Source organism: Psychrobacillus sp. INOP01, assembly GCF_018140925.1.
Classification (GTDB): domain Bacteria; phylum Bacillota; class Bacilli; order Bacillales_A; family Planococcaceae; genus Psychrobacillus.
Genome location: NZ_CP073315.1, coordinates 3,346,949 through 3,370,543, shown reverse-complemented (window position 1 = coordinate 3,370,543; position 23,595 = coordinate 3,346,949). Strand labels below are relative to the sequence as shown.

The window sequence follows — 23,595 nt, the reverse complement described above, 5'->3', positions numbered from 1 at the left end:
CGAATGCTGAAATGATTGAAAACCTGCAATAGAGCATATCCGTGTAGAAAATCCACCATAGGGATTTTTTATGTTGATGACAACTTACTTTTACTTGTTGAACTGGAAATTTATCTATTCTTTGCTACATTACATCCATTTATAATGCAAAATAATGCTCTTGTAGTTACAAATAATACTTAGAATTATGATTTTTAATAGGATTTTTAAACGGTGTCGGGGCTATCCAGGTGCTAATGCTTTTCTATGAGATAATCTAATTGTTTGAGATATTTGGGTTTCGTTGATAGAATAAGTATAGTGCTAGAGCAAAGGGGTAAAGAAAATGACACAAAAGCCAATACTTCCTTACGATGAAATCGGAGCAGAGAAACTACATCTGCTTGTCGATACGTTTTATGGCAATGTAGCAAAGCATCCGCTGCTTATACCGATTTTTCCAGATGATTTATCGGAAACAGCTAGAAAACAAAAACAATTTCTAACTCAATATTTAGGTGGACCTAATTTATATACAGAAGAACACGGACATCCGATGATGAAAATGCGTCATAACCCTTTTCCGATTACACTGGAACGAGCACAAGCTTGGCTCTCCTGCATGAGAGATGCTATGGATAAGGTAGGATTAGAAGGCAAGATTCGCGATACATTTTATAGACGTCTAGAGCTTACAGCAAACCACATGGTCAATCAAATGAGTCATGAGGAGGAAGAAATGTGACAAGAATACAAATTCCGTCTGAAACGTTCACATCCCCTTTAGTAAACAAGCCGCTCGAAATGTATGTTTTTTTGGACCCACTATGTCCAACTTGTTGGGATATGCAACCTACCCTTCGGAAATTGCAAGTAGAGTATGGCCAGTATTTTACTGTTCGCACTGTACTTAGTACTCAATTGAATAAGTTAAATACAGTTTGTAACTTTCCCAATGCCAATTTGAGTAATGATTCATTTGATATTTCCAAAATAGAACATTCCGTTTTTCCTTCTATAGCTGTGAAAGCTGCAGAATTTCAAGGAAAGAAAGCTGCTTTACGTTTTTTTATAAAAATACAAGAGTATTTGTTTTTGAAAACTAAAAACGTTACATCCTTTTCCATATTACAGGAGATAGCAGAGGAAGTTAGACTTGATGTAGATGAATTTACCCGTGATTTTCTCTCCAATGAATGTGCTAGGTCCTTCCAAAGCGACTTATCCATTACTTGTGAAATGGAAGTGGACTCTTTTCCAAGCATCGTATTCTTTAATGAAAATATTGAAGATGAGGGTATAAAAGTAGCTGGAAATTATCCTTACGAGATATATGTACAAATCCTGCAAGAAATGCTATATGAAAAGCCCGAAATTCAAGATCCTCCATCACTGGAAAAACTTTTTGATCGATTCCATTCTTTAACTACAAATGAAATTGCAAGCTATTATAATATTTCTGATCAATTAGCTGAACGTGAACTAAAAAAACTTCTATTATTGCAAAAAGTTGAAAGACTTCTCTTACCAAACATCGTACTATGGCGTAAAAAATAAATAAATAGCAGCCTATCTAAATAAAGATAGGCTGCTATTTTTTTAAGGTAAGACTTTATATTTTGTATAAAACAGAAAATGCCCATTTCCTCCTACCGAGGAAAGGGCATTTTCATTTACAAAGGGGATGGGAGAAATGTTCACGTTCAAACAAAGGGGTGTATGTTATCTTGTGATTTATTTCACACTCTTACTTTACCACGTCGTTTTATATAATACAATATATTAGCTCCGCTTTTCACAAAATCGTCATACATCATAGGACGTCCTACCTTTCAAGTTAAATTATTTGACACGGTAACTTTTATTAGTAGATAAAAAAGCTAGAGATAGACAAATGTTGAATCAAACAAAAGCATATATCATTAAAAAAAGCCTGGCATAAAGCCAGGCTTTTAGTTATTCCCCTAAAAGTAGTTGTTCTAATTCATTTAGCTTTTCTTCAAAGACACGACATGCTTCCTCGATAGGAGCAGCAGTATTCATATCTACTCCCGCTTTTTTCAATACTTCGATTGGGTAGTCTGAACAACCTGCTTTTAAGAACTCATTAATATAACGATCCACAGCCGGCTTGCCTTCTGTTAGAATTTGATTGCTAAGAGCAGTGGCTGCGCTTAAACCGGTCGCATATTGATATACATAGTAGTTGTAATAGAAATGAGGAATTCTCGCCCATTCCAATCCAATTTGTTCATCTATAACGATTTCATCACCAAAGTATTTTTGATTTAACTTATAATATTCTTCCGATAGCTTATCAGCGGTTAATGCTTCCCCATTTTGATCTAACTGGTGAATAATATGCTCAAATTCAGCAAACATGGTTTGACGGAAGACAGTTGCGCGGAAGCCTTCTAACCAATAATTTAAAAGGTAAATACGCTTCTTAGGATCTTCAATAGTTTTAAGTAAGTGGTCGTTTAATAGTGCTTCATTGCACGTTGAGGCAACTTCTGCCACGAAAATGGAATAATCCCCGTAAACATAAGGTTGATTTGCACTTGTATAATAACTATGAAGACTATGCCCAAATTCATGCGCTAACGTAAAAAGGTTGTTCACGTTATTTTGCCAGTTCATTAGTATATACGGGTTCGTATCATATGCTCCTGAAGAATACGCACCGGATCGTTTGCCTTTCGTTTCTACTACATCGACCCAACGACTCTCAAGCCCTTTCTTGACTATGGATACATACTCTTCACCTAATGGTTCAAAGCTTTTAAGCATCGTTTCGCAAGCCTCTTCATACGTGTATTCCATATTCAATTCTTTCACTAATGGCGTATAAAGATCCCACATATGCAATTCATCTAAGCCTAACACTTTTTTTCGAAGGCTAACATATCGATGAAGTAAATGGACGTTTTTATTGATAGTATTAACTAAATTTTCATATACACTTTCGGGAATATGATTATTAGACATTGCTGCTTCACGTGCTGACGCATAGTTTCTAATTTTTGCGTTGACATTGTCCCCTTTAATATTCCCTGTTAGAGTAGACGCAAATGTGTTACGGAATTTACCATACGTATTATACATTGCTTTAAATGCATCCTCACGCACTCGTGGATCCTCACTTTCTAAGAAAAGTGAAAATCTACCCTGTGTTAGTTGCACGTCATTGCCATTTTCATCTTTAATAGAAGGAAATTCTAAATCTGCATTATTTAATTTGCCAAATGTGTCTGATGAAGCTCCAGCAACCTCTGAATATTGTGCTAGTAGTGCTTCTTGTTCTTTTGGAAGCACATGTGGACGCTCTTTATTTATTTCTTCCAGTAGTTGTCTGTATACTTGTAAATCCTTATTCTCAGCTAGGTAACTGGCAATAACAGACTCCTCCACCGAAAGAATTTCTGGAACTAAAAAGGATAGCTCTGTTGAAACTTTTACATATAATGATTTTATCCGACTATCCATTGCCTGGTAAGTGCTATTGGCTGTATCTTGGTCCGTACGCATATGTGCAAATGTATACAGTTTACGTAATCTTGAAGTAATTTCATCACGATAAGTCAATACTTCCAGTAAAGCGTTTGCTCCACCACCGATTGTTCCTTGATAAGAAATTGCTTTCCCCGCCAACGCCGCAACCTCTTGGTATTCTTTTTCCCATTCATCATTAGAGGAGAAAATATCTTCTAATTTCCATGTTAAGTTTTCTGGTACTTCATCACGTGTCAAGATTTTATTCTTTGTATCTGTAGTCAAACTAAGTTCCCCCTCATATTGTTACGAATTTCGAATCACTTACTATTTTCTCAATTTTCAAATCAATTTGCAAGGAATTCACTGTACAACAATTGCGTCATCAAAGAGTAATTTATTTTACTAGCATATATTACATTATCTGATGAAATTCGACAGCGTTGCAATAAATAAAGATAGGATTCTACTGCTTTTAAATGTTCAGCTGAAGGATTAGAAGTTAGTTTTCTATATAACAAAAATGATTCGCAATGTTGGGAATCAGCTTGTTGAAGAGATATACCCTGTTTATACAAATAGTCAATAAACTGAATTTGCCATTCGATAGCATGTACGGAAAAAATAGAAGCTTGCATGGTAGGAATACCTATAAAGAAAGGGATTTTTTTCGGATGTATTCTCCATTGATAGCATATTTGCAGAAAAGGCGATTGAATACCTTTTCTATTATAAAAGTACAGATTGTCTAACTGTTTGAAACGATGATGCTTGTATATCGTTAAGTACTGTTGAAATTCTTCCCACGTGTTCCTTTTTATAATTGCAAATGGCCAGGTCTGCTTTTCAATAGAAAGTTTTTTGACTTTTACAATATAATTATTTGTCTTTATGTGCATTGGATTTGAAATATAATGAAAGTATTTAGTTTGAGGACAATAAGTGAGTATTATTTTCCCATTCGGGGTTGTGTAAAAAAACTGTTGTCGATATGAGGAGAGCTTCATAGTTCCAATTTCTTGGAGCGGGAAATCGGGAATTGTCGGTGTTCGTAATATCCAAATCGGGATTATCTGATTAGCTATATAGCCTGCTGTTCGCTGCTGAATTACAGTTGCTGATATTTGGCTACACTGAAATTCTAATGCAATAGGATAGGGTTCACTTCGGACATATAGATCAGGTCTTTGTTGAAAGGGAGGAAGATAGGCTTCCAGTTGGACTTTTGAAGAATGCTTTTGCAAAAATTCATATAAATGCAATTTACCTTTTAAATGGTCTTCACTTTCCCCTTCCGAAAAATTCTGAGTACAAGAAGCATTACGAACATGAGCGAAATGCGGGGTTTTTATAATGCCGTTTTTTAATATGACTTGTTCCTTACATTGTATGCAGGAGAATCTGTTGCTGGATTTTATTTCATCTAAAAGGTTTCTTGAATGTTGTGCAGGTATGATAATTTCTCCATCTGCTGTTGCTGCTGATAATATTTGAATCACCTCCTTCTACCAATATACAAATTTTCAGAAAATAATGCAACGTCATAAGAAAGACTCGTTGCTATATTATTATCGATTGATTTCTAGAGAAGCTAGTCGTGACTAACGTTAAAACAAACCTCTCCTTTCTCGGTAGTCTTATGGCATTTGTCTGTCTATCGCACTCCTACAACTGCAAAAAAGATAAGTGTTTTTTGGATAACTAAAAAAAGATGGATTCTTATTCATACAAGAAGCATCCGAAGATACAATTTCTATCGCTCCCTCCTTCTTTATCGGTTAAACACTTACTATCCCTTGCGCTTCTACTATTATACAAATACAAATAAATATATCTCCTGAATCGCTATTGAAACGATAGTTGATTGTCAAATGGCACTAGACACTATAATCTTATACCTTTGATAGGCTGTGCTAAATCACTTTTGAGTACTACATCCTTCATTGACTGTAGTGGAAGGCGACGTCTCCGGCGGGATGAGTGAGACAGATTAACCATCACAACGAACACCTGAGCGACGGTGATGGTTCATCGCTCACCCCGCGGAAAGCGTCCGCCTAAAATGGAAATCAGCATTAGATAGATTTTACTCTGTAATAATAGCTGGATCCTTGCTTTCAAGGTATGAGACTTTATACTTCCTACAAAAAAACCTTCTATAAATAGAAGGTTTTAAAAATGTTTATTTAATTCATCTAGAACGCCATTGGCAATTATCTGTTTCCCATACTCTTGAATTATATGAATTGTTGTCTTTGAATTATTTGCAAACTCTGAAACAATACTTAATGTATTAAGCACTAATTCAAATTCTGTTATATCAAAATCAAAAACAATGTGCAAATAGTACTTATCTTCATAATAATACAAAGAGGTCTGTAAATCTGCTTCATCTAACTTTTTCGCAAGACCAATTACATCATCAAAGCTCTCAAAAACAAATGTATAATCCGCTGGAATTTCTTCTAATTCATCCATATAACTTGAAAAGTCATCAAATTCATGTGGACCGATCGAGCTTGATACCCCATTTTTAAATATTTTACTGGATATATCATCTACATCCGAATTATCTCCTAAACGCTCATCTTGTTTTGTTATTTCCGTTCTTGTAACAATCACTTCCAAACCTTTTTCCATCGCATGAACTTGAATCCATAAGGGACCATCTAATTCTTCAAAATGATCATCATCATGAACCTCATCCATCATTTCCCAAAAAAGCTGCTCGCTCTTATCCTTATTGAACCAGATTTCATCTCGGCTGAAGCCTCTTTCTTCAATGTCGATGTATGAAATGTATACTTTGAAAGTGTTATCATTGATACGTTCGATATCCATTTAACACATCTCCTTTCGCTTCTTACCGTTTCAAATGTGTAGTGTCTATTACTATTGTATGTCGTTTGTGAAAAAAAGAAAAGGATTCCTGCTTCACTTTTTAAATTATTAAACAAACTATATGCATTGTAGAAAATTTTCACACTTAATGCAAGTAGAAGGAAAAAAGAAAAGCCAATTGTTTTTCAAAACGAACTTTGAAAAACAATTAGCTTAGTATAATACTAGTTAACTAGACGTTGTGCTTCAAGTAGTTGATAAGCACGTACTTTTCTAGGTAAGAATCTACGAATTTCATCTTCATTGTATCCAACTTGTAAACGTTTTTCATCTAAGATAATTGGTCTACGAAGTAAACCAGGATGCTCTTGAATTAGTTCGTAAAGACGTTGTAACGGAAGACTTTCTAAATCTACATTCAACTTTTGGAATATTTTAGAACGAGTTGAAATTATTTCATCTGTTCCGTCTTCTGTCATTCGTAAAATTTCTTTTATTTCACTTATACTAAGTGGTTCAGAAAAAATATTGCGTTCTTTATATGCTATCTCGTGTTCTTCTAACCAAGCTTTCGCTTTTCTACAAGAAGTACAGCTTGGTGAAGTGAATAAGGTTACCATCATTTAAAAAAACACTTCCTTTCAAATGTCTGTGTTATATAAAGTAGATTATAATTAATTTAATGTAGTAATATACATTCTAAGTATACACCACTTTTAATTCATTTTAAATACGTTTTAATGAAAATTTTTTCTTGTAATAATTACTGTCACAATTTCGTGTTACTTATAAAGGAATCCTTATATTTAATTATATATAATTTAGATACATATTAATTAATACCCATCATTTAAAAAAATTAAACATCACTATTATAAAAAAAGCGCATTCTCAATTAGTGATACTTAATGAAAATATCTGTTATACTTAATAGTACGTTTTGTATGTAAAAAGGTTTCAAAAAAAGAAAAAAAAGCAGGATAAAATCTCATCCTACTTCATTAATCTATCCATTATGCTTATGGAGTATAATCTACTCCAGGAGAATATCTATTCCCAGCATTCCATAATAAGTATTCATTTATACCCGCTTCATTTAATGCTTTAATCTGAGCCTCTACCTCATCTTTACCGTATTGTTGATAATTTCCTGACCCTAAATAGGAAGCTGTAAAATCTTGTAGCCATGGTCTAGATACAGGTGGATTTTCAAGCTCTGCTAGTTTTGCATTTTCAACTTTTGCGTATTCCTGTACTAATCTATATGGCTCTAAATCTGGTTTAGCAATTCCAAAGTAAGAAGTCCAATGACTTGGGTAGATCATGGAGGAAATAACATCTACATTTTCAGAGATTTTACTGAAGTTTTGCCCAATACCTGGGGCTTCAGGTAATGTAGCTGAGTAACCGAAAATATCAACCGATAATTGTGCACCATATGGTTTAAGTTTTTCCTTGGCATAAGCTACAAAATCCGTAACCGCTGAAACCCTACGTTGAACCAAATCTAACTCTGACGTTTCATATTCACCCATAGAGTATTTTAAAGTGTCTTCTCTTTTTTCAAACCCTTCAGGAAAACGAACATAGTCAAATTGAATTTCTTTAAAGCCCATTTTAGCAGCCTCGATAGCAATTTCTACATTATAATCCCATACCTCTTTCATAAATGGATTGACGAATGCTTCACCTCGTCCATTTTTCCAAACCGATGCGCCTTCTACAAATGACCATTCAGGCTTAGTTTCTGCAAGCTCAGTATCCTTGAAGATAACGATACGAGCTATTGGATAAATCTGTTTTTCTTCCATTTTCTTCAACATTGCTTGGGTGTCTTTTATGTATGGCTTTCCAATATTATATTTTGCCAGAGGTGAATCCTCTTTGGGGATATAAGTAAGGTTTCCGAAATCATCTTTAAGATCAATAACCATCGCGTTTAAGTCCGTGGTATCCATTAAATTCAACAAGTCATTAAATCGTTCCCCCCCTGCGGAATGACCTGTTACATAAACTCCTCTTACCGCATCTGGATATTCAAAAGTAAATCCAGAGTCATATGTAAATAATTTGGAGGAAGATACTATTGTTTCATCTATTGCTTGAAAGCTAAATTCTTTAGATGAAAAATCCTTTGAAAACAAAGTTGTTTCGGCCTTCCCCGTACCTGGTAGTAATATAGTCATCGCAATAGATGCCGAAGCTATTACTCTAAGTTGTTTTTTCATATTTTAAAAATTCCTTTCCTCTAAGTCCTTTCATTCTAACAATCGATACATATGAATAAAAGTGCCAATAGACCAAAATAAGTTAGATTACTAGAAATATTAAGTTTACTCTTTATATACCCAGAATACATGTTTTAAATCTTTTCGGAAATACTGCATGGCTATTTGCTTCCTTTTATTAAAATAGCAAAAAAGTTTATACTTTATCTTAGAAAAAACTGGGCAAAAATATGCATAACCCTTAAGAGGTCAAAACCTGTTTCTATCGTTTTCGAAGGGCTTTGAACAGACAGGTCGCTACATTATTACCGAGTGAATTTCTAAAGATGCTGGTCGTGACCGCGTCACGACCAGCATCTCTTTTTGCGGTAATTTTATGGCGTTCGTCTGTTCGTCTCCCTCCTACAACTTTTAGAAACAGGTAAGTACTTTTATGGATAACTAGAGAAAAAATACTTTCCTAATCATAGAGGTGATGACAGACAGTCTTAGTACGCGACATCGTGTCACAACGACTGCCTGACCCGCATCGTGCGGGTCTCGAAGATACAATTTCGGTCGCTCCCTCCTTCTTAATGAAGCAAAAACTTACTATACCTCTAAATCTCCACTATTATAAAAATATATGTACAGTCTTTATCCTTCATTTAATTGGGATTAATAACATGAAATGCTATCAACACTTATTGCAGAGCATTTTTTTTATACTTTTATCCTGTAAAATAGCAATTACAGGATGGTATTATTACTACATTAACTTTTTCTATTAGCTTGCTGATTTTCTTTGCTAAATCATATTGTCAAGCACTACTCCCTATATTGATTGTAGTGGAAGGTGGCGACTCCAGCAGGATGAGTGAGACAGATGAACCATCACAAGCGAACGCGGAGCGTCGGTGATGGTTCATCGCTCACCCTGCGGAGGCCAACAGGATGTTGGTCACGAAGGCGTTGCCACACGAGGTGGCGTTCTTAGCCATCGTTCCTTTGTCTCCACCTGAAACGGAAATCAGTAGTACTATACCTTCATTAAAGTCCCACGAACCAAGTGTTCACACTACATTTCTATATACTAATTCTTTCAAAAAAAACGACCATTCGGTTTGAATGGTCGTCGATTTATTAAACTTATGAATTTGATATAGCTTGTAAAGTTGCAAGCTCTTTTGCTGAACAATATACGAAATGTCCAGATGTTACTTCACGCATAGCTATCTCTTCCCCATCTTGATAATTATGAGAGGCAGGATCGTATGATTTACGAACACGATTACGCTCATAATTTGGGTCAGGAAGCGGTATAGCAGATAATAATGACTGCGTATACGGATGCATAGGATTATTGTATAAATCTTCTGCAGGCGCTAGTTCTACTAGCTTACCAAAATACATTACACCTATACGATCGGAAATGTATTTAACCATTGATAAATCATGGGCTATAAACAAGTATGTTAATCCTTTTTCTTCTTGTAACTCTTTTAATAGGTTAACTACTTGTGCTTGAATAGAAACGTCTAATGCAGAGATAGGCTCATCGGCAATGATGAATTCTGGGTTAACTGCTAATGCTCTCGCTATTCCTAGACGTTGACGTTGGCCACCAGAAAACTCATGTGCATATCGATCTGCATGCTCACGATTCAAACCTACCGTTTCTAATAATTCAACCACACGTTCTTTACGTTCTTTTGAATTTTTCACAAGTCCATGAATATCAAGACCTTCTGCAATGATATCCAGTACTTTCATACGTGGATTCAAAGATGCATAAGGATCTTGGAAAATCATTTGCATTTTACGGTTAAATGTTTTTAAATCTTTTTTAGATTTTTTATCATGTACATTTATACCATCATAAATTACTTGTCCATCTGTTGCATCGTAAAGACGGATAATTGTACGACCTGTTGTGGATTTCCCACAACCAGATTCTCCAACTAGTCCAAGTGTTTCCCCTTTATAAATATCAAAGCTGATATCGTCTACAGCGCGAACTTCATTAGGCTTACCTTGATTGAAATACTGCTTAAGATTTTTAATTTCTAATAATTTTTCAGCCATCAGTAAGTACCTCCTTCCGTTCCTTCATAATAACGACTGCCAGGGAATTTTTTCATACGTTCTACAATTGCTAGCGGTGGTTCTACTTCTGGAGCATCTGGATGTAACAACCATGTTGCTGCAGAGTGAGTGTCACTTACCTTAAAGAACGGCGGTGCTTCTTCTAAATCTATTTTCAATGCATAATCACTACGTAGAGCAAATGCATCGCCTTTTGGAGGATACAATAAATCAGGAGGAGTTCCTGGAATTGCATACAATTTCGCTTCTGCTGTATCTAATGACGGCATCGAACTTAGTAAGCCCCATGTATATGGATGCTGCGGGTTGTAGAATATTTCATCTACAGTCCCAATCTCCACAATTTTACCACCATACATTACTGCCACTCTATCTGCAACATTAGCAACAACCCCAAGGTCATGGGTAATGAAAATGATAGAAGTATCAATTTTCTTTTGTAAATCCTTCATTAACTCTAAAATTTGCGCTTGTATCGTTACATCTAACGCAGTCGTAGGTTCATCTGCTATTAGAATTTGTGGATTACAAGCTAATGCTATTGCAATTACAATACGTTGACGCTGACCACCTGAAAATTGGTGTGGATATTGTTTAATACGTGCTTCTGGTTTAGGCATACCAACTAAACGTAAAAGATCAACTGCCACTTTACGTGCTTCCGATTTACTAACTTTCTGGTGCTTTAAAATTGGTTCCATGATTTGCTTACCAATTGTCATCGTTGGATTTAAAGAAGTCATTGGATCTTGGAAAATCATCGAAATATCTTTCCCACGAATCTTTTGCATCTCTTTATCCGATAGCTTAGTTAAATCTTTTCCATTAAATAATATTTGACCATTTTTAAATTCTGAACTTGATTCAGGCAATAAACGCATAATTGCCTTCGTTGTAACTGACTTACCAGAACCAGACTCTCCAACAATTGCAAGTGTTTCACCTTTTTTTAAGTCGAAGTTAACACCACGAATGGCTTTTACTTCACCAGCAAATGTATGGAAGGAAAGCTCTAGGTCATTTACTTCTAATATGTTTTCCATTTTGGCTTTCCTCCTTTTAGTCTTTCATTTTTGGATCAAGTGCGTCACGTAAACCATCACCTAATAAGTTGAATGCAATCATTAGTAAACTAATAATAATAGATGGGAACAAGAGAATATGTGGTTGGAATTGAACCAATTTGTATCCATCATTAATAAGAGTCCCTAAAGATGCGTCAGGTGGCTGTAAACCTAAACCAATGAAGCTTAAAAATGCTTCGAAGAAAATTGCAGTTGGAATAGTGAACATTGTGTTAATAATAATAATACCTAAAATATTAGGTAAAATATGTTTTGTAATAATTCGTCCATTTGTTGCACCTAATGTCCGTGATGCTAATACAAATTCTTGGTTTTTGAATTTTAATACTTGGCCACGTACTATACGGGACATGCCAATCCATCCAGTAATGGTGATTGCGATAATAATCGCGGTAATACCTGGTTCCATAAAGCTAAGCATTAGGATAACTATTACAAGTGTTGGGATACCATATAGAATCTCTACGATACGTTGCATAATATCATCAGCACGACCGCCATAGTAACCAGAGATCCCACCGTAAGCAACACCGATAACCATATCGATTATAGCTGCCACAAAAGCGATGAGTAAAGAGATTTGTGTACCTTCCCAAACTCGTGAGAACATATCGCGGCCTAAACCGTCTGTACCAAACCAATAATACGTATCTACTTTTTTCATTTCATATAAGTCTACTTCTTTACCTGCTAGAGTACCAACACCATCCATTATTCCAAGTTTTTCAATACCGGGAACCTTTGGAGGTAAATTAGCATGAGTGATTGTTTGTGTTTCCGCATCATGCGGACTAATCATTGGCCCGACAAAAGCCATAATGATAATGAGAGCCAAAATGAACATACTCACTATCGCGGCTTTATTTTTACGAATTCGAAGCCAAGCATCCTGCCAGAAACTTAAACTTGGTTTTGCAATACGCTCCGCATGACTAGCATCTAATTCAATTCTTTCAAAGGAATCTGCAGGTGGTTTTTGTAAGTCGTGTTTCATTAATCTTTACCTCCTGACAAACGAATACGTGGATCGATGATGCCATAAAGCACATCTACTAAGAATATTACGACAATTAAGAATGCAGAGAAGAATAATGTTGTTCCCATAATGATAGAGAAGTCATTAGACATAATGGACTTAACAAATTGCTCTCCGATACCAGGTATTGCAAAGATTTGTTCTATAACAAGAGATCCTGTTAATAATCCAGCTGCTAGTGGTCCTAAAACAGTAACTAGCGGGATCAATGCATTTCGGAAAGCATGCTTAAATGCTATTTCGAAACCATTGGCTCCTTTAGACTTTGCCAAAGTAATATAATCTGAACTTAAAACTTCAATCATTTCCGTACGTATAAATCGAGAAGCCGTTGCAAGTGGTCCCATTGCTAAAGCAATAGATGGGAGTACGCTGGACATCCAGCCATCCTTCCACAAACCGACGGGGAATATTTTCCATTCAACAGCCAACCAATATTGAAGAAAAGTGGCAAAAACGAAAGATGGAATAGAAATACCGATGATAGCCACAAATGTACTACCGTAATCCCAAATAGTATTTTGTCTTAGTGCTGCAATCATACCTAATAGTATTCCTAACGCTACACCAAGTACTAAACCTTGAGTTCCAAGTAACATAGATGGTCCTAAACGATCTATGATTAAATCTGTTACGCTAGCATTCTTAAATTGAAATGAGTTACCTAAGTCGCCTTGCGCCAAATTCAACATATATTTTGCGTATTGTACTGGAATCGGTTGATCTAACCCATATTTCGCTTCAACTACCGCAAGTTGTGTAGGGGATAGTTTTGAAGCAGAGCTAATCGGGGATCCTGGAAGCGCCTTCATTAAGAAAAATGTTGCCGTCGCAATCAGGAAAAACGTTATAAACATATAAAAAACACGACGAGTAATGTATTTTGCCATCTTTGCACCTCCTACAAAAAATATTTTAAGATTAATAACCTACTAATATATATAAACAGAAAACACGGGTAATTGTCAAAATCAAATTATTAATATTAAATATTTCGTGAATTCTGATTCATTTAAAAAGAGAGTACATGATCCAGTAGGAACCATATACTCTCTAACTATGAGATTTTAAAACTTGTTAACTATCTAAATTATTTACCTTCGATATAAGCCCATTTATAGCTGTAATCTCCACCGAATGGATGAGCAATTACACCTTTAACATAAGGTTTTTGAAGGAACATTAATCCACGTTGGTAGATTGGTCCAACTGCGAAATCTTGGTCAACGATCATTTTCTCGGCTTTAGCCATTGCTTCCCAACGAGCTGGAATATCTTGAGCTAAAGAACCATTAATATCTGTTAACAATTGATCGTACTCAGGATTTGAGTATGACATTTGGTTGTTACCGCCATCAGTTTCCCATAGGCTTAAGAATGTGAATGGATCTTGGTAATCTGGTCCCCATCCTGCAACTTGAATGTCATAGTCTTGGTTTGTGTCAAGATCTAAACGAACATTAAATGGAACTTCTTTAAGAGTAATAGTTAAACCAGGTAAGTTACCTTCTAATTGAGCTTTGAAGTATTCATCCATTTTTTTAGAAAGTTCAGTGTCTCCACCAAGAATTTCTAAAGAAAGTTCAGTAACACCTAGCTCTGCTAAACCTTTTTCCCATGCAGCTTTTGCTTCATCTGCATTGAATACAGCCATGTCTCCGTTAACGTCACGGAAGTCATTTCCATCTTCATCAAAAACGAAATCTTTTGGAATGAATGAATATGCTGCTGTTGAACCATTTGCTAAAACTACAGAAGCCAAATCTTCTTTGTTGAATGCTTTAGTAATAGCTTCACGAATATTAACATTTGCAAGTGGAGTTTTTTCTCCAAGACGTTCTTGGTTATATTTGAAATAGAATACTGAAGTTTCTAATTCAGTTACTAGTTCTGGATCAGCAGCATATTGCATTGCATATTCTCCTGATAGTGAAGCACGATCTTTTTCACCATTTGTATATAAGTTTACTGCAGTTGCAGTTTCTTTCACTACGTCATAATTAATTTCAGTAAGTTTTACAGTTTCTTTATCCCAGTACTGCTCATTTTTAAGTAGTTGCCAAGATAAACCTGTTCCGTCCCAGTTAGCTAAAGTAAATGGTCCGTTGTATAAAAGTGCTTCAGAATTTTTCGCGTAGTTTTCACCTTGCGCTGTAACGAATTCTTCTTTTTGTGGTAAGAATGTTCCAAATGACATAAGTGATAAGAAGTAAGGAATTGGTTTTTCAAGCGTTACTTCTAATGTTTTTTCGTCAAGCGCTTTAACACCTAACTCAGTGTATTCAGCTTCACCATTAGAAATTGCAGTTGCATTTTTGATAACGCCAGACATCATGTATGGACCGTATTCAGATGCAGTATCTGGGTTCATAGCACGTTTCCAAGCATATTCAAAGTCATTTGCAGTTACTGGAGTACCATCTGACCAGTTTGAGTCACGTAAAGTGAATGTATAAACTAATCCATCTTCAGAAACTGTTGGTTCACCATCAGAAAGTGCTGGAACAGCAATATTTTCTTGACTCAAACGGTATAAACCTTCGTTTACGTTGTTAAGTAGATCAAAACCAACTGCATCAGTTACTAGAGCTGAGTCCATTGTTGGAATTTCTGCAGTCATGATCAAGTTAAGAACTTGGTCTTCATCAGCAGCTACTTCTTCTGTTTCTTCTGTTGTACCTTCTTTTTCGTCTGTGTCTGTAGTTGTATCTTTTGCTTTATCGTCGCCACCACAAGCAGCCAGGAATAAAGTAACAACTAACAGTAGGCTTAAAAGCCATACAAGCTTGCTATTCTTCAAAATAATAACCTCCTTAAATATTCAGAAAAATTCATTACAATAATTATTATACATTTTCTTTTAGACTTGTACAGGCTTTTTTTAAATATTTTTACAATAGTGTAACAAAATCATTACATTGTCCTAACAATTGTGAATGTTTGGAAAAGAAATTGTTTATTTTTGTTAAATTAAATAATCAATTTTTTGCATATTTTCTGAGTCTATTTTATAATTTCAATTGATAGAGGTGAAATATGAAAAAAAGAATGATGTACTTTTTTGGTTGTCAGGTAGTTATTTTTATACTTATGCTTTTAGTTTATAAAAATATTCAACTCGTTCCTTACATAAACATGTCCTTTTTTGTCGGTGGAACAATTACGTTTGTCGGTTTAATGACTTATGTTGTTTCAGGTGGTTTTTTTGACTTTTTTACTGAAAGTACACGTAAAGTATTTACGCCCAAACATATGAAAAAAGAGGCAGAACAGATGCGATTACCGTCTCAAATATTTTCTTTTCCACATAAGCCGATTATTGCATTAGGTCTCTCTTGTTTATTTTGTATGTGTATCGCTTTGTTCATCTATTATAGTTACTAGGAACGCTTGATTTTTGCATTCCTTCTATATATAATAATCAAAACTAAATAATTGAGCTTTGAAGAAGAAAAGTACATTTACTATCGTATGTTAAGAGAGTCTGTGGTCGCTGGAAACAGATCATACTGTAAATGGAATGGGCTTCTGAGCAGTATATGTGAAAGTGAAGTAGCATATACCGTCCCCTTCACGTTACGAAAGTAGAGTGGCTAATTATTTTTAGCAAGCTGGGTGGTACCACGGATTTAACATCATTCGTCCCTTTTATAGGGATGCATGATGTTTTTTTATTTTCAATAGGAAAAGGAGATACGAAAAATGAAGAAAATTTTTTCAGGCGTACAACCAACAGGTATTATCACCCTAGGGAATTACATCGGTGCCTTCAGACAATTCACTGCATTACAAAATGATTTTGACTGCGTGTTTTGTATTGTAGACCAACATGCAATTACAATTGCGCAGGACCCAAAAGAATTGAGCGATCATATACGTTCCTTAGCAGCATTATATATTGCCGTAGGTATTGATCCTAAGAAATCTACATTATTTATACAATCTGAAGTTCCTGCACATGCACAAGCTGGATGGATTATGCAATGTATATCGTATATCGGTGAATTAGAAAGAATGACTCAATTCAAGGATAAGTCTTCTGGTAAAGACGCTGTTTCTGCTGCACTGCTAACATATCCTCCCCTAATGGCTGCAGATATACTTTTATATCAAACTGATATCGTACCGGTTGGTGATGATCAAACTCAGCATGTAGAACTGACACGTGACTTAGCCGAGAGATTCAACAAACGCTACGGCGAGGTATTCACAATTCCTGAAATCCAATTACCTAAAAATGGTGCTCGTATTAAATCACTACAAGACCCACTGAAGAAAATGAGTAAGTCAGATCCAAATCAAAAAGCTACGATACGTCTTTTGGATAGTCCAAAAGAAATTGAAAAGAAAATTAAAAGCTCTGTAACAGATTCAGAAGGTATCGTCGCTTTCGATCCTGCAAATAAACCCGGAGTTTCCAATCTATTAACAATCGAATCCGCATTAACCGACGTTTCAATTCCTATACTTGTACAAAAGTATGAAGGAAAAGGATATGGAGACTTCAAAGCTTCCGTAGCAAGGGTTATAATCGATCATCTTACACCTATTCAAGAAAGATATGAGCAGCTGTTAAACTCTTCAGAACTAGATGAAATTCTAGATTTAGGAGCAGTGAAAGCACAGGCTCTGGCAAATGATACATTGACTAAGATGGAAGCCGCAATGGGCCTCGGAAGAAGACAATCGCGGTAATAGATAGTAAGGACACACATAAGAGTACAAAGTCGGTCGACTCCATCATATACATGAGTACCGATCTCCATGAGTATCCGAGCGATAAAAAATTCAAATAAAGTACTAAGTGGGAGCAGCTAATTACTGCTATTCCATAACTGATTAAAAATATTAATAATCTTATTAGTATCACATCCTTATAAGACCATATGAAAAACCGCTCCTAAACTTTCGTTTAAGAGCGGTTTTTTTAAAATATTATTTTACTGGAGTATCTCCTGTTAATTCAATGTCGATATAATCGAAATCTGTTTCATAACCGAAATCATAGTTTTTCACACGGTCATTAACCGGGAACAACTCGTAACGGAATTGCATTGGAATTACAGCAGAAACATCTTGCATATATTCTTGCCATTCACGGAACTTCTGAGAACGGAAATCTCCATCAATAGCTTCTGGAGAATCGATTGCAGTTAATAAAGCTTCTAGTTCTTCAGATGTGTAACGGCTGAAGTTATAAACTGCTGTTTTAGAGTATAATCCCGCTGGAGATGGGTTTGTACCTGTACCCCATGCGCCCATAAAGATATCAATTTCTGGATCATCCGCTTGTACTTTATCGTAGAATGTGTTGAATTCGATTAGACGACCTGTAGCTAATTGTACATCTAAACCAACTTCATTCCAGTTTTGTAAATAGTAAGAGATTACTTGTTCTTGTGTTTCATCACCAGACATTGCAGCTAATTTAATTGTAAGTTTTTCCCCTTTTGGATTTTCACGTAATCCATCGCCATCTGTATCTTTATAGCCAGCATCGTCTAGAAGTTTCATAGCTTTTTCAGGATCATAGTTATATCCTTCGATAGAAGCATCATGGAACGATTTAAATACTGGTGGGATTAACGAGTTAGCACGTTCACGTAAATCGAAGTAGAATACTTCATTAACTTGCTCGATGTCTAAAGCATACCCCATTGCTTGACGTAAAATTTTGTCACCCATTTTTGCTTCTGCTTCATTTGTAATTGCAAGACTTGCATCATAGTCATATTTACCAAGCTTGAATCCTACATAAGAGTAGTACAATTCTTGACGACCAAGAAGTGTAATATTTTCAAGATCTTTTACATTTTCGTATGCGCTCGTTGGGAATGATAGAGCCATATCGTACTCACCAGTTTCTAATGCTTTAGCAGCTGATGCACTTGGAACAGTTTTAATAAGTACGCCATCAAGTTTCGATTGACCTTTCCAGTAGTTCTCATTGCGTACAAATTGTACAGACTCACCTGGAACGATTTTGTCGAATTTGAAAGCCCCTAAAGTAACTGGGTTTTTACGAACTGCATCATTTTCAAGTAATTCAGCTACAGGAATATCTTTCACGATATGACTTGGCTCTGCATAATACCAAAGTCCATCTCCACCTGAATAAATTGCTGGTGAAACTTTGTTAAATGAAATTTCTAAAGTAGTTTCATCCACTTTTTTCAAGCCTGAAATTGTATCTGCTTTTCCATCATGGTATTCTACAGCACCAACGATATTTTGGAAGTCAGCATCATAGCGAACTCCAGCATAATCTGGATGACCAATAATTAGGTAAGGTTGGATTAAGTCCTCAATTTTAAGAGGTTCTCCATCTGACCATTTTACCCCTTCTTGAATTTTAATAGTAGCTTTGTTGTTATCGCTATCAACTTCTAATGAAGCAATACCTCCATCGGAAATTAGGAAATCTCCATCAGTTTTAAATAATACATTGCTTGAAAAATTCATAATTTCAGCGTCATAAGCATCTTCATATAGTGTATAAGAGAAAATACCTTGGAATGGAGAATCGTTAACTAATGCTACTTGTAAAGTTCCACCGTCAATAACTTCTCCTTCATTATCAAGTACTACTGGGAATAACTCATCTGAAGCAGGTTGTTCAGCCTCTTCCTCTGTACCTTCTTCTTCTGCACCTTCTTCTTCTGCACCTTCTTCTGTTTTGTCCGGCTCATCGGCAGGTTTTGCAGTTTCATCATCTGAATTACAAGCGGCAAGAACTAACATAAGTGTTAACAGCAATGCCATTAGAGCTAAAAGCTTTTTATTCATTCTTTTTCCTCCTTTTTATCTCTTTTTATATATCAAACGCTCATGCGTCTAATAACAGTTTTAACCAAGTCGTTGACGTGCATCTGCAGATCGTCGAATGGCCTGACCAACATAATTAATCCCAAGCATAAGTAATAGAATTAATAATGATGCTGGCAACCAGTTCCACCATGCGTTTTCCATAATGAACGGATCGTTCGCATAACTTACAAGTGTTCCTAAACTTGGTGTAGAAGGTGGTAAACCAAAACCAAGATAGGATAGTCCGGTTTCAAGTCCTACATTCCCTGCAAAGTTCAAGGTCATTTCTACTATCAATATAGAACTTAAATTTGGCATCATTTCTTTGAAAATAATGATAAAATTTCTTGTACCTAATGTTTTCGAAGCACTAATGTAATCTCTTCTACTTTCAGAAAGGGCCTTGCTTCGAATAATTCTCGCCGTACCAACCCAGAGAAACACACTCATTATTAAAACGAATATCGGAATATTATATTTAGGAACAATAGTTACAAATACAATAATGATCATCAAAGATGGAATAGTAATGAAGAAATCAATAATGCGCATGAAGATATTATCAATCCATCCTCCAAAATAACCTGTCACTAAACCAATTACTACACCGATAAAACCAGTTATAAGTGTAACTGCAATTGCAATTGATAGTGAGTTTCGTGCACCTACTATTAATTGTCCAAGGATATCACGTCCACCTTTATCTGCTCCTAACCAGAATTTTTCTCCTGGTTCTGCTAGCTTGTCTCGTAAGCTTATTCGCATCAATTGTGTTTGGTCGATTTGCCATGCCCATATATATATGCCACTAATAACAATAATTAACGATATAAGCGAGAACATAGCTAATTTATCTTTCATAAACTCCCGCGCAATTACTTGAAAACCTGTCGGCGGAGAGCTTGCTTTCATTTCTTTTGTTAGTTCAATAGTTTCAGTATTTTTCATTATTTGGACTCTCCTTATCCATTATTTTTGTTAGTCAATCCTAATTCGAGGGTCAACAATGCTCATGATGATATCGGATAATAGACTTCCTAATAATGTTAAGAATCCAAAAAGCATAACAAGTGCTGTAATTACACTATAATCACGCCCGTTTATAGCCTGAATGAACAATTGTCCCATACCAGGATATCCAAAAATGGTTTCAATAAAAATAGATCCACTTAAAAGTCCTGTTATCGTGAAACCTAAAAATGCTGCAATCGGTAACAATGAGTTACGGAATATATGACGAGAGTATACTTTATTGATCGGAATACCCTTACTTTTCGCGGTACGTACATAATCCATCGACTTAGAATCGATAATTTCCGTACGTAAATACTGAATTATTCCAGTAGTCGCAAGCAAAGCATACGTAATCGCTGGTAATAAGATATGATAAAACTTACTCCAGAGGTAACCAGCTGTTCCTGAGTCGTATTTAATATCTACCGTCCCACTAGTCGGGAACCAACCTAGTTCGTAGCCGAAGAAAAACAGATTGATCAGTCCTAATACAAATGTTGGTATGGCATATACAATAAAGCTATAGAACACAATCGATTTATCTAAGAAGGAATCATGGAATCTACCAGACAATACTCCTAATGGGATTGCGATTAAATATAATAAAAAGACACTTAATAACGATAACCATAATGTATTCAACGCACGGTCCCCGATTAAATTCGATACTGGTACATTAAATGTGTAACTGCGTCCAAAATCTCCTTGAAAGGCATTTCCAATCCAGTTCACATATTGTATGTACCAAGGATCATAAAAACCTGCCTTAATACGTAACTCTTCTACTCTAGCAGGATCTGTTTCTGGAGTAATTAGTCCCGTAAAAGGGTCACCTGGCATAAACTTCGCCATAATGAATATCAAAAGACTAAGTACAAATAATTGTGGAATCATAACAAGAACACGTCTAACAATTGTTTTCCACATATTACATGCCCCCTTTGTTTTGAGCACTTGTTGCTACTTGATGTGATTCGGAAATAGTTTGTAAATCATATACTCTTCCATTTTCATCATAATAATTATGGTGATTCGTTAAATAATCTACTTCTACCGCTCTTCGAATTTTCTTTCGCTCTTCGCGGTCTGTTGGATTTACTTCTGGAATTGCTGAAAGTAATCTCTTTGTATATATATGTTGAGGATTCGTATAGATGTCTTTCCGACTACCGGACTCTACAAAACGCCCCTTGTACATAATCGAGATATTATCACACATATGTTTAACTACTCCAAGATCATGGGAAATAAATAAGTAACTTAAGCCAAACTCATCTTGGATATCTTTCAGGAAATTAAGAACCTGTGCTTGAACCGATAAATCGAGTGCCGATACTGGTTCATCTGCAATGATTAGTTTAGGATTACTAGCAATCGCTCTCGCAATACCGATACGCTGTTTTTGTCCACCGGAAAATTCATGTGGATATTTAAATCTTGCTTCCTCGCTCATGCCTACAATCGCTAGTAATTCATTAATTCTTTTTCTTTCTTCACCAGGAGAAAGTTTTAAGAAGTTCCTAATAGGCTCTGCGATGATATCCTGCACTCGTTTACGAGGGTTCAAACTTGAATGTGCATCTTGGAAAATCATTTGGATGTCACGATTATAAGCCGAATTTCGACCTCTAACTTTGTTAGTAACATTCTCACCTTCATAAATAATGCTTCCAGATGTAATTTTTTCTAATCCGATAATAGATTTTCCTGTTGTGGATTTTCCACAACCTGATTCACCTACTAATCCGTAAGCTTTACCTTTTTCAAATTCTAGATTTATACCATCTACAGCGTGAACATTGTCCACTACTGTATTGAAAAATCCTCCACGTATTGGGTAATGCACTTTTAAGTCATTAATTTGCATGAAACTCATAGGGAATTACCTCCTTTTTCACTTTCAAAGTGAAAATGTTGCCAGCAAGTACATCTAACTAGATGACCTGGAGATACTTCATGCAATGTTGGATTTTCCTCATGTGCCTCAGATGGAATCCATGAAATACGATCTGCGAATCTACATCCTACTCTAGGTAATTTCACTAACGATGGGACCATCCCTTGTATTACTTGGAGTTTTTCATTTTCACTATTCATTTGAGGTATAGAATTTAGTAGAGAACGTGTGTATGGATGTCTAGGGTTTGCAAACAACTCTTCCACAGGAGCCTCTTCAATAATTTGACCAGCATACATAACCGCTACACGGTCAGCTGTTTCGGCTACTACACCTAAGTCATGTGTGATTAATACGATACCTGCTCCAGTTTCTTTTTGAAGTTCTTTTAGCAAATCAAGAATCTGAGCTTGAATAGTTACATCTAGTGCAGTTGTTGGTTCATCGGCAATAATAATATTCGGTTTACAAGAAATGGCAATCGCAATAATAACGCGTTGTCTCATCCCACCTGAAAGCTGATGTGGAAACTGTCTAGAAATTCGCTCTGGGTTAGGTATTCCGACTTGTTTTAACAGTTCTAAAACACGGGTACCTCGTTCTTGTTTTGTCATTTTAGTATGATATAGAAGACCTTCTTCAATCTGCTCACCAATTCTCATTAACGGGTTTAAAGCTGATAATGGATCTTGGAAAATCATTCCTATTTCTTCCCCACGAACATTATTTAACTTTTCCTCTTCCAATAGTGCAAGGTTTTGCCCTTTATAAAGAATTTCTCCTTGAACTCTTGTTTTGTTATGATCGTATAATCCGATAATAGAAGTTGCTAAAGTAGATTTTCCACAGCCCGACTCACCAACAACTGCAAGTATTTCATTTTTATTCAAGGTTACGGATACACCATCAACCGCATCATAATATGTATCTTTTATGCGAAAACCTGTATGTAAGTCGTTTATCGTTAAAAGCTGATCTAAGTTGTTCACATTATTACCCCTTTCGGCCATCGCTCGCTTAAACTATTAATTTAGAATGATACTAGCTTATTAAATATTTATATTTTTCTGTTTATTGTTACCTTATTGTTAAAGTCTATTACAGTTCTGTTACAATCGCAATAATATTTTT

19 protein-coding genes and 1 other annotated feature are annotated in these 23,595 nt (G+C 35.7%); of the genes, 4 read left to right on the top strand and 15 right to left on the bottom strand.

Annotated elements, in window-relative coordinates:
- The first annotated feature begins 325 nt into the window (after positions 1–325).
- On the top strand, positions 326–724 hold the full coding sequence (locus KD050_RS16455) for a globin domain-containing protein (protein WP_211893412.1): 399 nt from the start codon (positions 326–328) through the stop codon (positions 722–724).
- The gene (locus tag KD050_RS16450) at positions 721–1,536 is read left to right on the top strand and encodes a ClpXP adapter SpxH family protein (protein ID WP_235753838.1); all 816 of its coding nucleotides are present in this window, start codon (positions 721–723) and stop codon (positions 1,534–1,536) included. The genes KD050_RS16455 and KD050_RS16450 overlap by 4 nt, the downstream gene beginning before the upstream one ends.
- 399 nt (positions 1,537–1,935) lie before the next feature.
- On the opposite strand, the gene pepF is transcribed toward KD050_RS16450, so the two are convergent.
- The 10 genes from pepF to KD050_RS16400 form a co-directional block, all read right to left on the bottom strand.
- Positions 1,936–3,756 (bottom strand): oligoendopeptidase F, encoded by a 1,821-nt coding sequence (pepF, locus tag KD050_RS16445; RefSeq protein WP_211893411.1) that lies wholly within the window; start codon positions 3,754–3,756, stop codon positions 1,936–1,938.
- Between the two features lie 62 nt (positions 3,757–3,818).
- A complete protein-coding gene (locus KD050_RS16440; protein ID WP_211893410.1) occupies positions 3,819–4,970 on the bottom strand; it encodes a competence protein CoiA in 1,152 nt (383 codons plus the stop codon).
- 673 nt (positions 4,971–5,643) lie between these two features.
- Positions 5,644–6,312 (bottom strand): adaptor protein MecA, encoded by a 669-nt coding sequence (gene mecA, locus KD050_RS16435; protein WP_211893409.1) that lies wholly within the window; start codon positions 6,310–6,312, stop codon positions 5,644–5,646.
- Positions 6,313–6,536: 224 nt separating this feature from the next.
- Positions 6,537–6,932, bottom strand: a complete 396-nt coding sequence (gene spxA, locus KD050_RS16430) for a transcriptional regulator SpxA (RefSeq protein ID WP_175453953.1) — start codon at positions 6,930–6,932, stop codon at positions 6,537–6,539.
- Positions 6,933–7,331: 399 nt separating this feature from the next.
- Complete coding sequence (locus KD050_RS16425; protein ID WP_211893408.1) at positions 7,332–8,540, bottom strand: putative glycoside hydrolase; 1,209 nt, start codon at positions 8,538–8,540, stop codon at positions 7,332–7,334.
- Positions 8,541–9,668: 1,128 nt separating this feature from the next.
- The gene (locus tag KD050_RS16420; protein ID WP_211893407.1) at positions 9,669–10,604 is read right to left on the bottom strand and encodes an ABC transporter ATP-binding protein; all 936 of its coding nucleotides are present in this window, start codon (positions 10,602–10,604) and stop codon (positions 9,669–9,671) included.
- On the bottom strand, positions 10,604–11,668 hold the full coding sequence (locus tag KD050_RS16415) for an ABC transporter ATP-binding protein (protein WP_211893406.1): 1,065 nt from the start codon (positions 11,666–11,668) through the stop codon (positions 10,604–10,606). The genes KD050_RS16420 and KD050_RS16415 overlap by 1 nt, the downstream gene beginning before the upstream one ends.
- Positions 11,669–11,684: 16 nt before the next feature.
- Positions 11,685–12,704, bottom strand: a complete 1,020-nt coding sequence (gene opp3C, locus KD050_RS16410) for an oligopeptide ABC transporter permease (protein ID WP_211893405.1) — start codon at positions 12,702–12,704, stop codon at positions 11,685–11,687.
- Positions 12,704–13,636 carry an oligopeptide ABC transporter permease gene (gene opp3b, locus KD050_RS16405; protein WP_211893404.1) on the bottom strand — a complete coding sequence of 311 codons (933 nt, stop codon included), beginning with the start codon at positions 13,634–13,636 and terminating at the stop codon, positions 12,704–12,706. Before opp3b ends, opp3C begins: the two co-directional genes overlap by 1 nt.
- 200 nt (positions 13,637–13,836) lie before the next feature.
- Positions 13,837–15,546 (bottom strand): peptide ABC transporter substrate-binding protein, encoded by a 1,710-nt coding sequence (locus KD050_RS16400; RefSeq protein ID WP_211893403.1) that lies wholly within the window; start codon positions 15,544–15,546, stop codon positions 13,837–13,839.
- 236 nt (positions 15,547–15,782) lie between these two features.
- Here KD050_RS16400 and KD050_RS16395 point away from each other — a divergent pair, with 236 nt between their 5' ends.
- Positions 15,783–16,130, top strand: coding sequence for a DUF3899 domain-containing protein (locus tag KD050_RS16395; protein ID WP_211893402.1), 348 nt, complete (start codon positions 15,783–15,785; stop codon positions 16,128–16,130).
- A 49-nt stretch (positions 16,131–16,179) separates the two neighbouring features.
- Positions 16,180–16,396: a binding site (T-box leader), on the top strand.
- A 52-nt stretch (positions 16,397–16,448) separates the two neighbouring features.
- A complete protein-coding gene (gene trpS / locus KD050_RS16390) occupies positions 16,449–17,441 on the top strand; it encodes a tryptophan--tRNA ligase (RefSeq protein WP_211893401.1) in 993 nt (330 codons plus the stop codon).
- Positions 17,442–17,681: 240 nt separating this feature from the next.
- On the opposite strand, the gene KD050_RS16385 is transcribed toward trpS, so the two are convergent.
- The 5 genes from KD050_RS16385 to KD050_RS16365 are packed head-to-tail and all read right to left on the bottom strand — an operon-like array spanning position 17,682 to position 23,453.
- On the bottom strand, positions 17,682–19,532 hold the full coding sequence (locus KD050_RS16385; protein WP_211893400.1) for an oligopeptide ABC transporter substrate-binding protein: 1,851 nt from the start codon (positions 19,530–19,532) through the stop codon (positions 17,682–17,684).
- Positions 19,533–19,592: 60 nt separating this feature from the next.
- On the bottom strand, positions 19,593–20,501 hold the full coding sequence (locus KD050_RS16380; RefSeq protein ID WP_211893399.1) for an ABC transporter permease: 909 nt from the start codon (positions 20,499–20,501) through the stop codon (positions 19,593–19,595).
- 30 nt (positions 20,502–20,531) lie between these two features.
- Positions 20,532–21,494, bottom strand: coding sequence for an oligopeptide ABC transporter permease (gene opp4B / locus KD050_RS16375; protein WP_211893398.1), 963 nt, complete (start codon positions 21,492–21,494; stop codon positions 20,532–20,534).
- A 1-nt stretch (position 21,495) separates the two neighbouring features.
- Positions 21,496–22,443, bottom strand: coding sequence for an ABC transporter ATP-binding protein (locus KD050_RS16370; RefSeq protein WP_211893397.1), 948 nt, complete (start codon positions 22,441–22,443; stop codon positions 21,496–21,498).
- A complete protein-coding gene (locus KD050_RS16365) occupies positions 22,440–23,453 on the bottom strand; it encodes an ABC transporter ATP-binding protein (protein ID WP_235753837.1) in 1,014 nt (337 codons plus the stop codon). Before KD050_RS16365 ends, KD050_RS16370 begins: the two co-directional genes overlap by 4 nt.
- Between the last annotated feature and the right edge of the window lie 142 nt (positions 23,454–23,595).

What these genes read in the sequence shown, in the direction of transcription:
- KD050_RS16455 (WP_211893412.1), top strand. Translation starts at nt 326, where the DNA reads ATGACACAAAAGCCAATACTTCCTTACGATGAAATCGGAGCAGAGAAA.
- mecA (WP_211893409.1), bottom strand. Translation starts at nt 6,312, where the DNA reads ATGGATATCGAACGTATCAATGATAACACTTTCAAAGTATACATTTCA.
- spxA (WP_175453953.1), bottom strand. Translation starts at nt 6,932, where the DNA reads ATGGTAACCTTATTCACTTCACCAAGCTGTACTTCTTGTAGAAAAGCG.
- KD050_RS16425 (WP_211893408.1), bottom strand. Translation starts at nt 8,540, where the DNA reads ATGAAAAAACAACTTAGAGTAATAGCTTCGGCATCTATTGCGATGACT.
- KD050_RS16420 (WP_211893407.1), bottom strand. Translation starts at nt 10,604, where the DNA reads ATGGCTGAAAAATTATTAGAAATTAAAAATCTTAAGCAGTATTTCAAT.
- KD050_RS16415 (WP_211893406.1), bottom strand. Translation starts at nt 11,668, where the DNA reads ATGGAAAACATATTAGAAGTAAATGACCTAGAGCTTTCCTTCCATACA.
- opp3C (WP_211893405.1), bottom strand. Translation starts at nt 12,704, where the DNA reads ATGAAACACGACTTACAAAAACCACCTGCAGATTCCTTTGAAAGAATT.
- opp3b (WP_211893404.1), bottom strand. Translation starts at nt 13,636, where the DNA reads ATGGCAAAATACATTACTCGTCGTGTTTTTTATATGTTTATAACGTTT.
- KD050_RS16395 (WP_211893402.1), top strand. Translation starts at nt 15,783, where the DNA reads ATGAAAAAAAGAATGATGTACTTTTTTGGTTGTCAGGTAGTTATTTTT.
- trpS (WP_211893401.1), top strand. Translation starts at nt 16,449, where the DNA reads ATGAAGAAAATTTTTTCAGGCGTACAACCAACAGGTATTATCACCCTA.
- KD050_RS16385 (WP_211893400.1), bottom strand. Translation starts at nt 19,532, where the DNA reads ATGAATAAAAAGCTTTTAGCTCTAATGGCATTGCTGTTAACACTTATG.
- KD050_RS16380 (WP_211893399.1), bottom strand. Translation starts at nt 20,501, where the DNA reads ATGAAAAATACTGAAACTATTGAACTAACAAAAGAAATGAAAGCAAGC.
- opp4B (WP_211893398.1), bottom strand. Translation starts at nt 21,494, where the DNA reads ATGTGGAAAACAATTGTTAGACGTGTTCTTGTTATGATTCCACAATTA.
- KD050_RS16370 (WP_211893397.1), bottom strand. Translation starts at nt 22,443, where the DNA reads ATGAGTTTCATGCAAATTAATGACTTAAAAGTGCATTACCCAATACGT.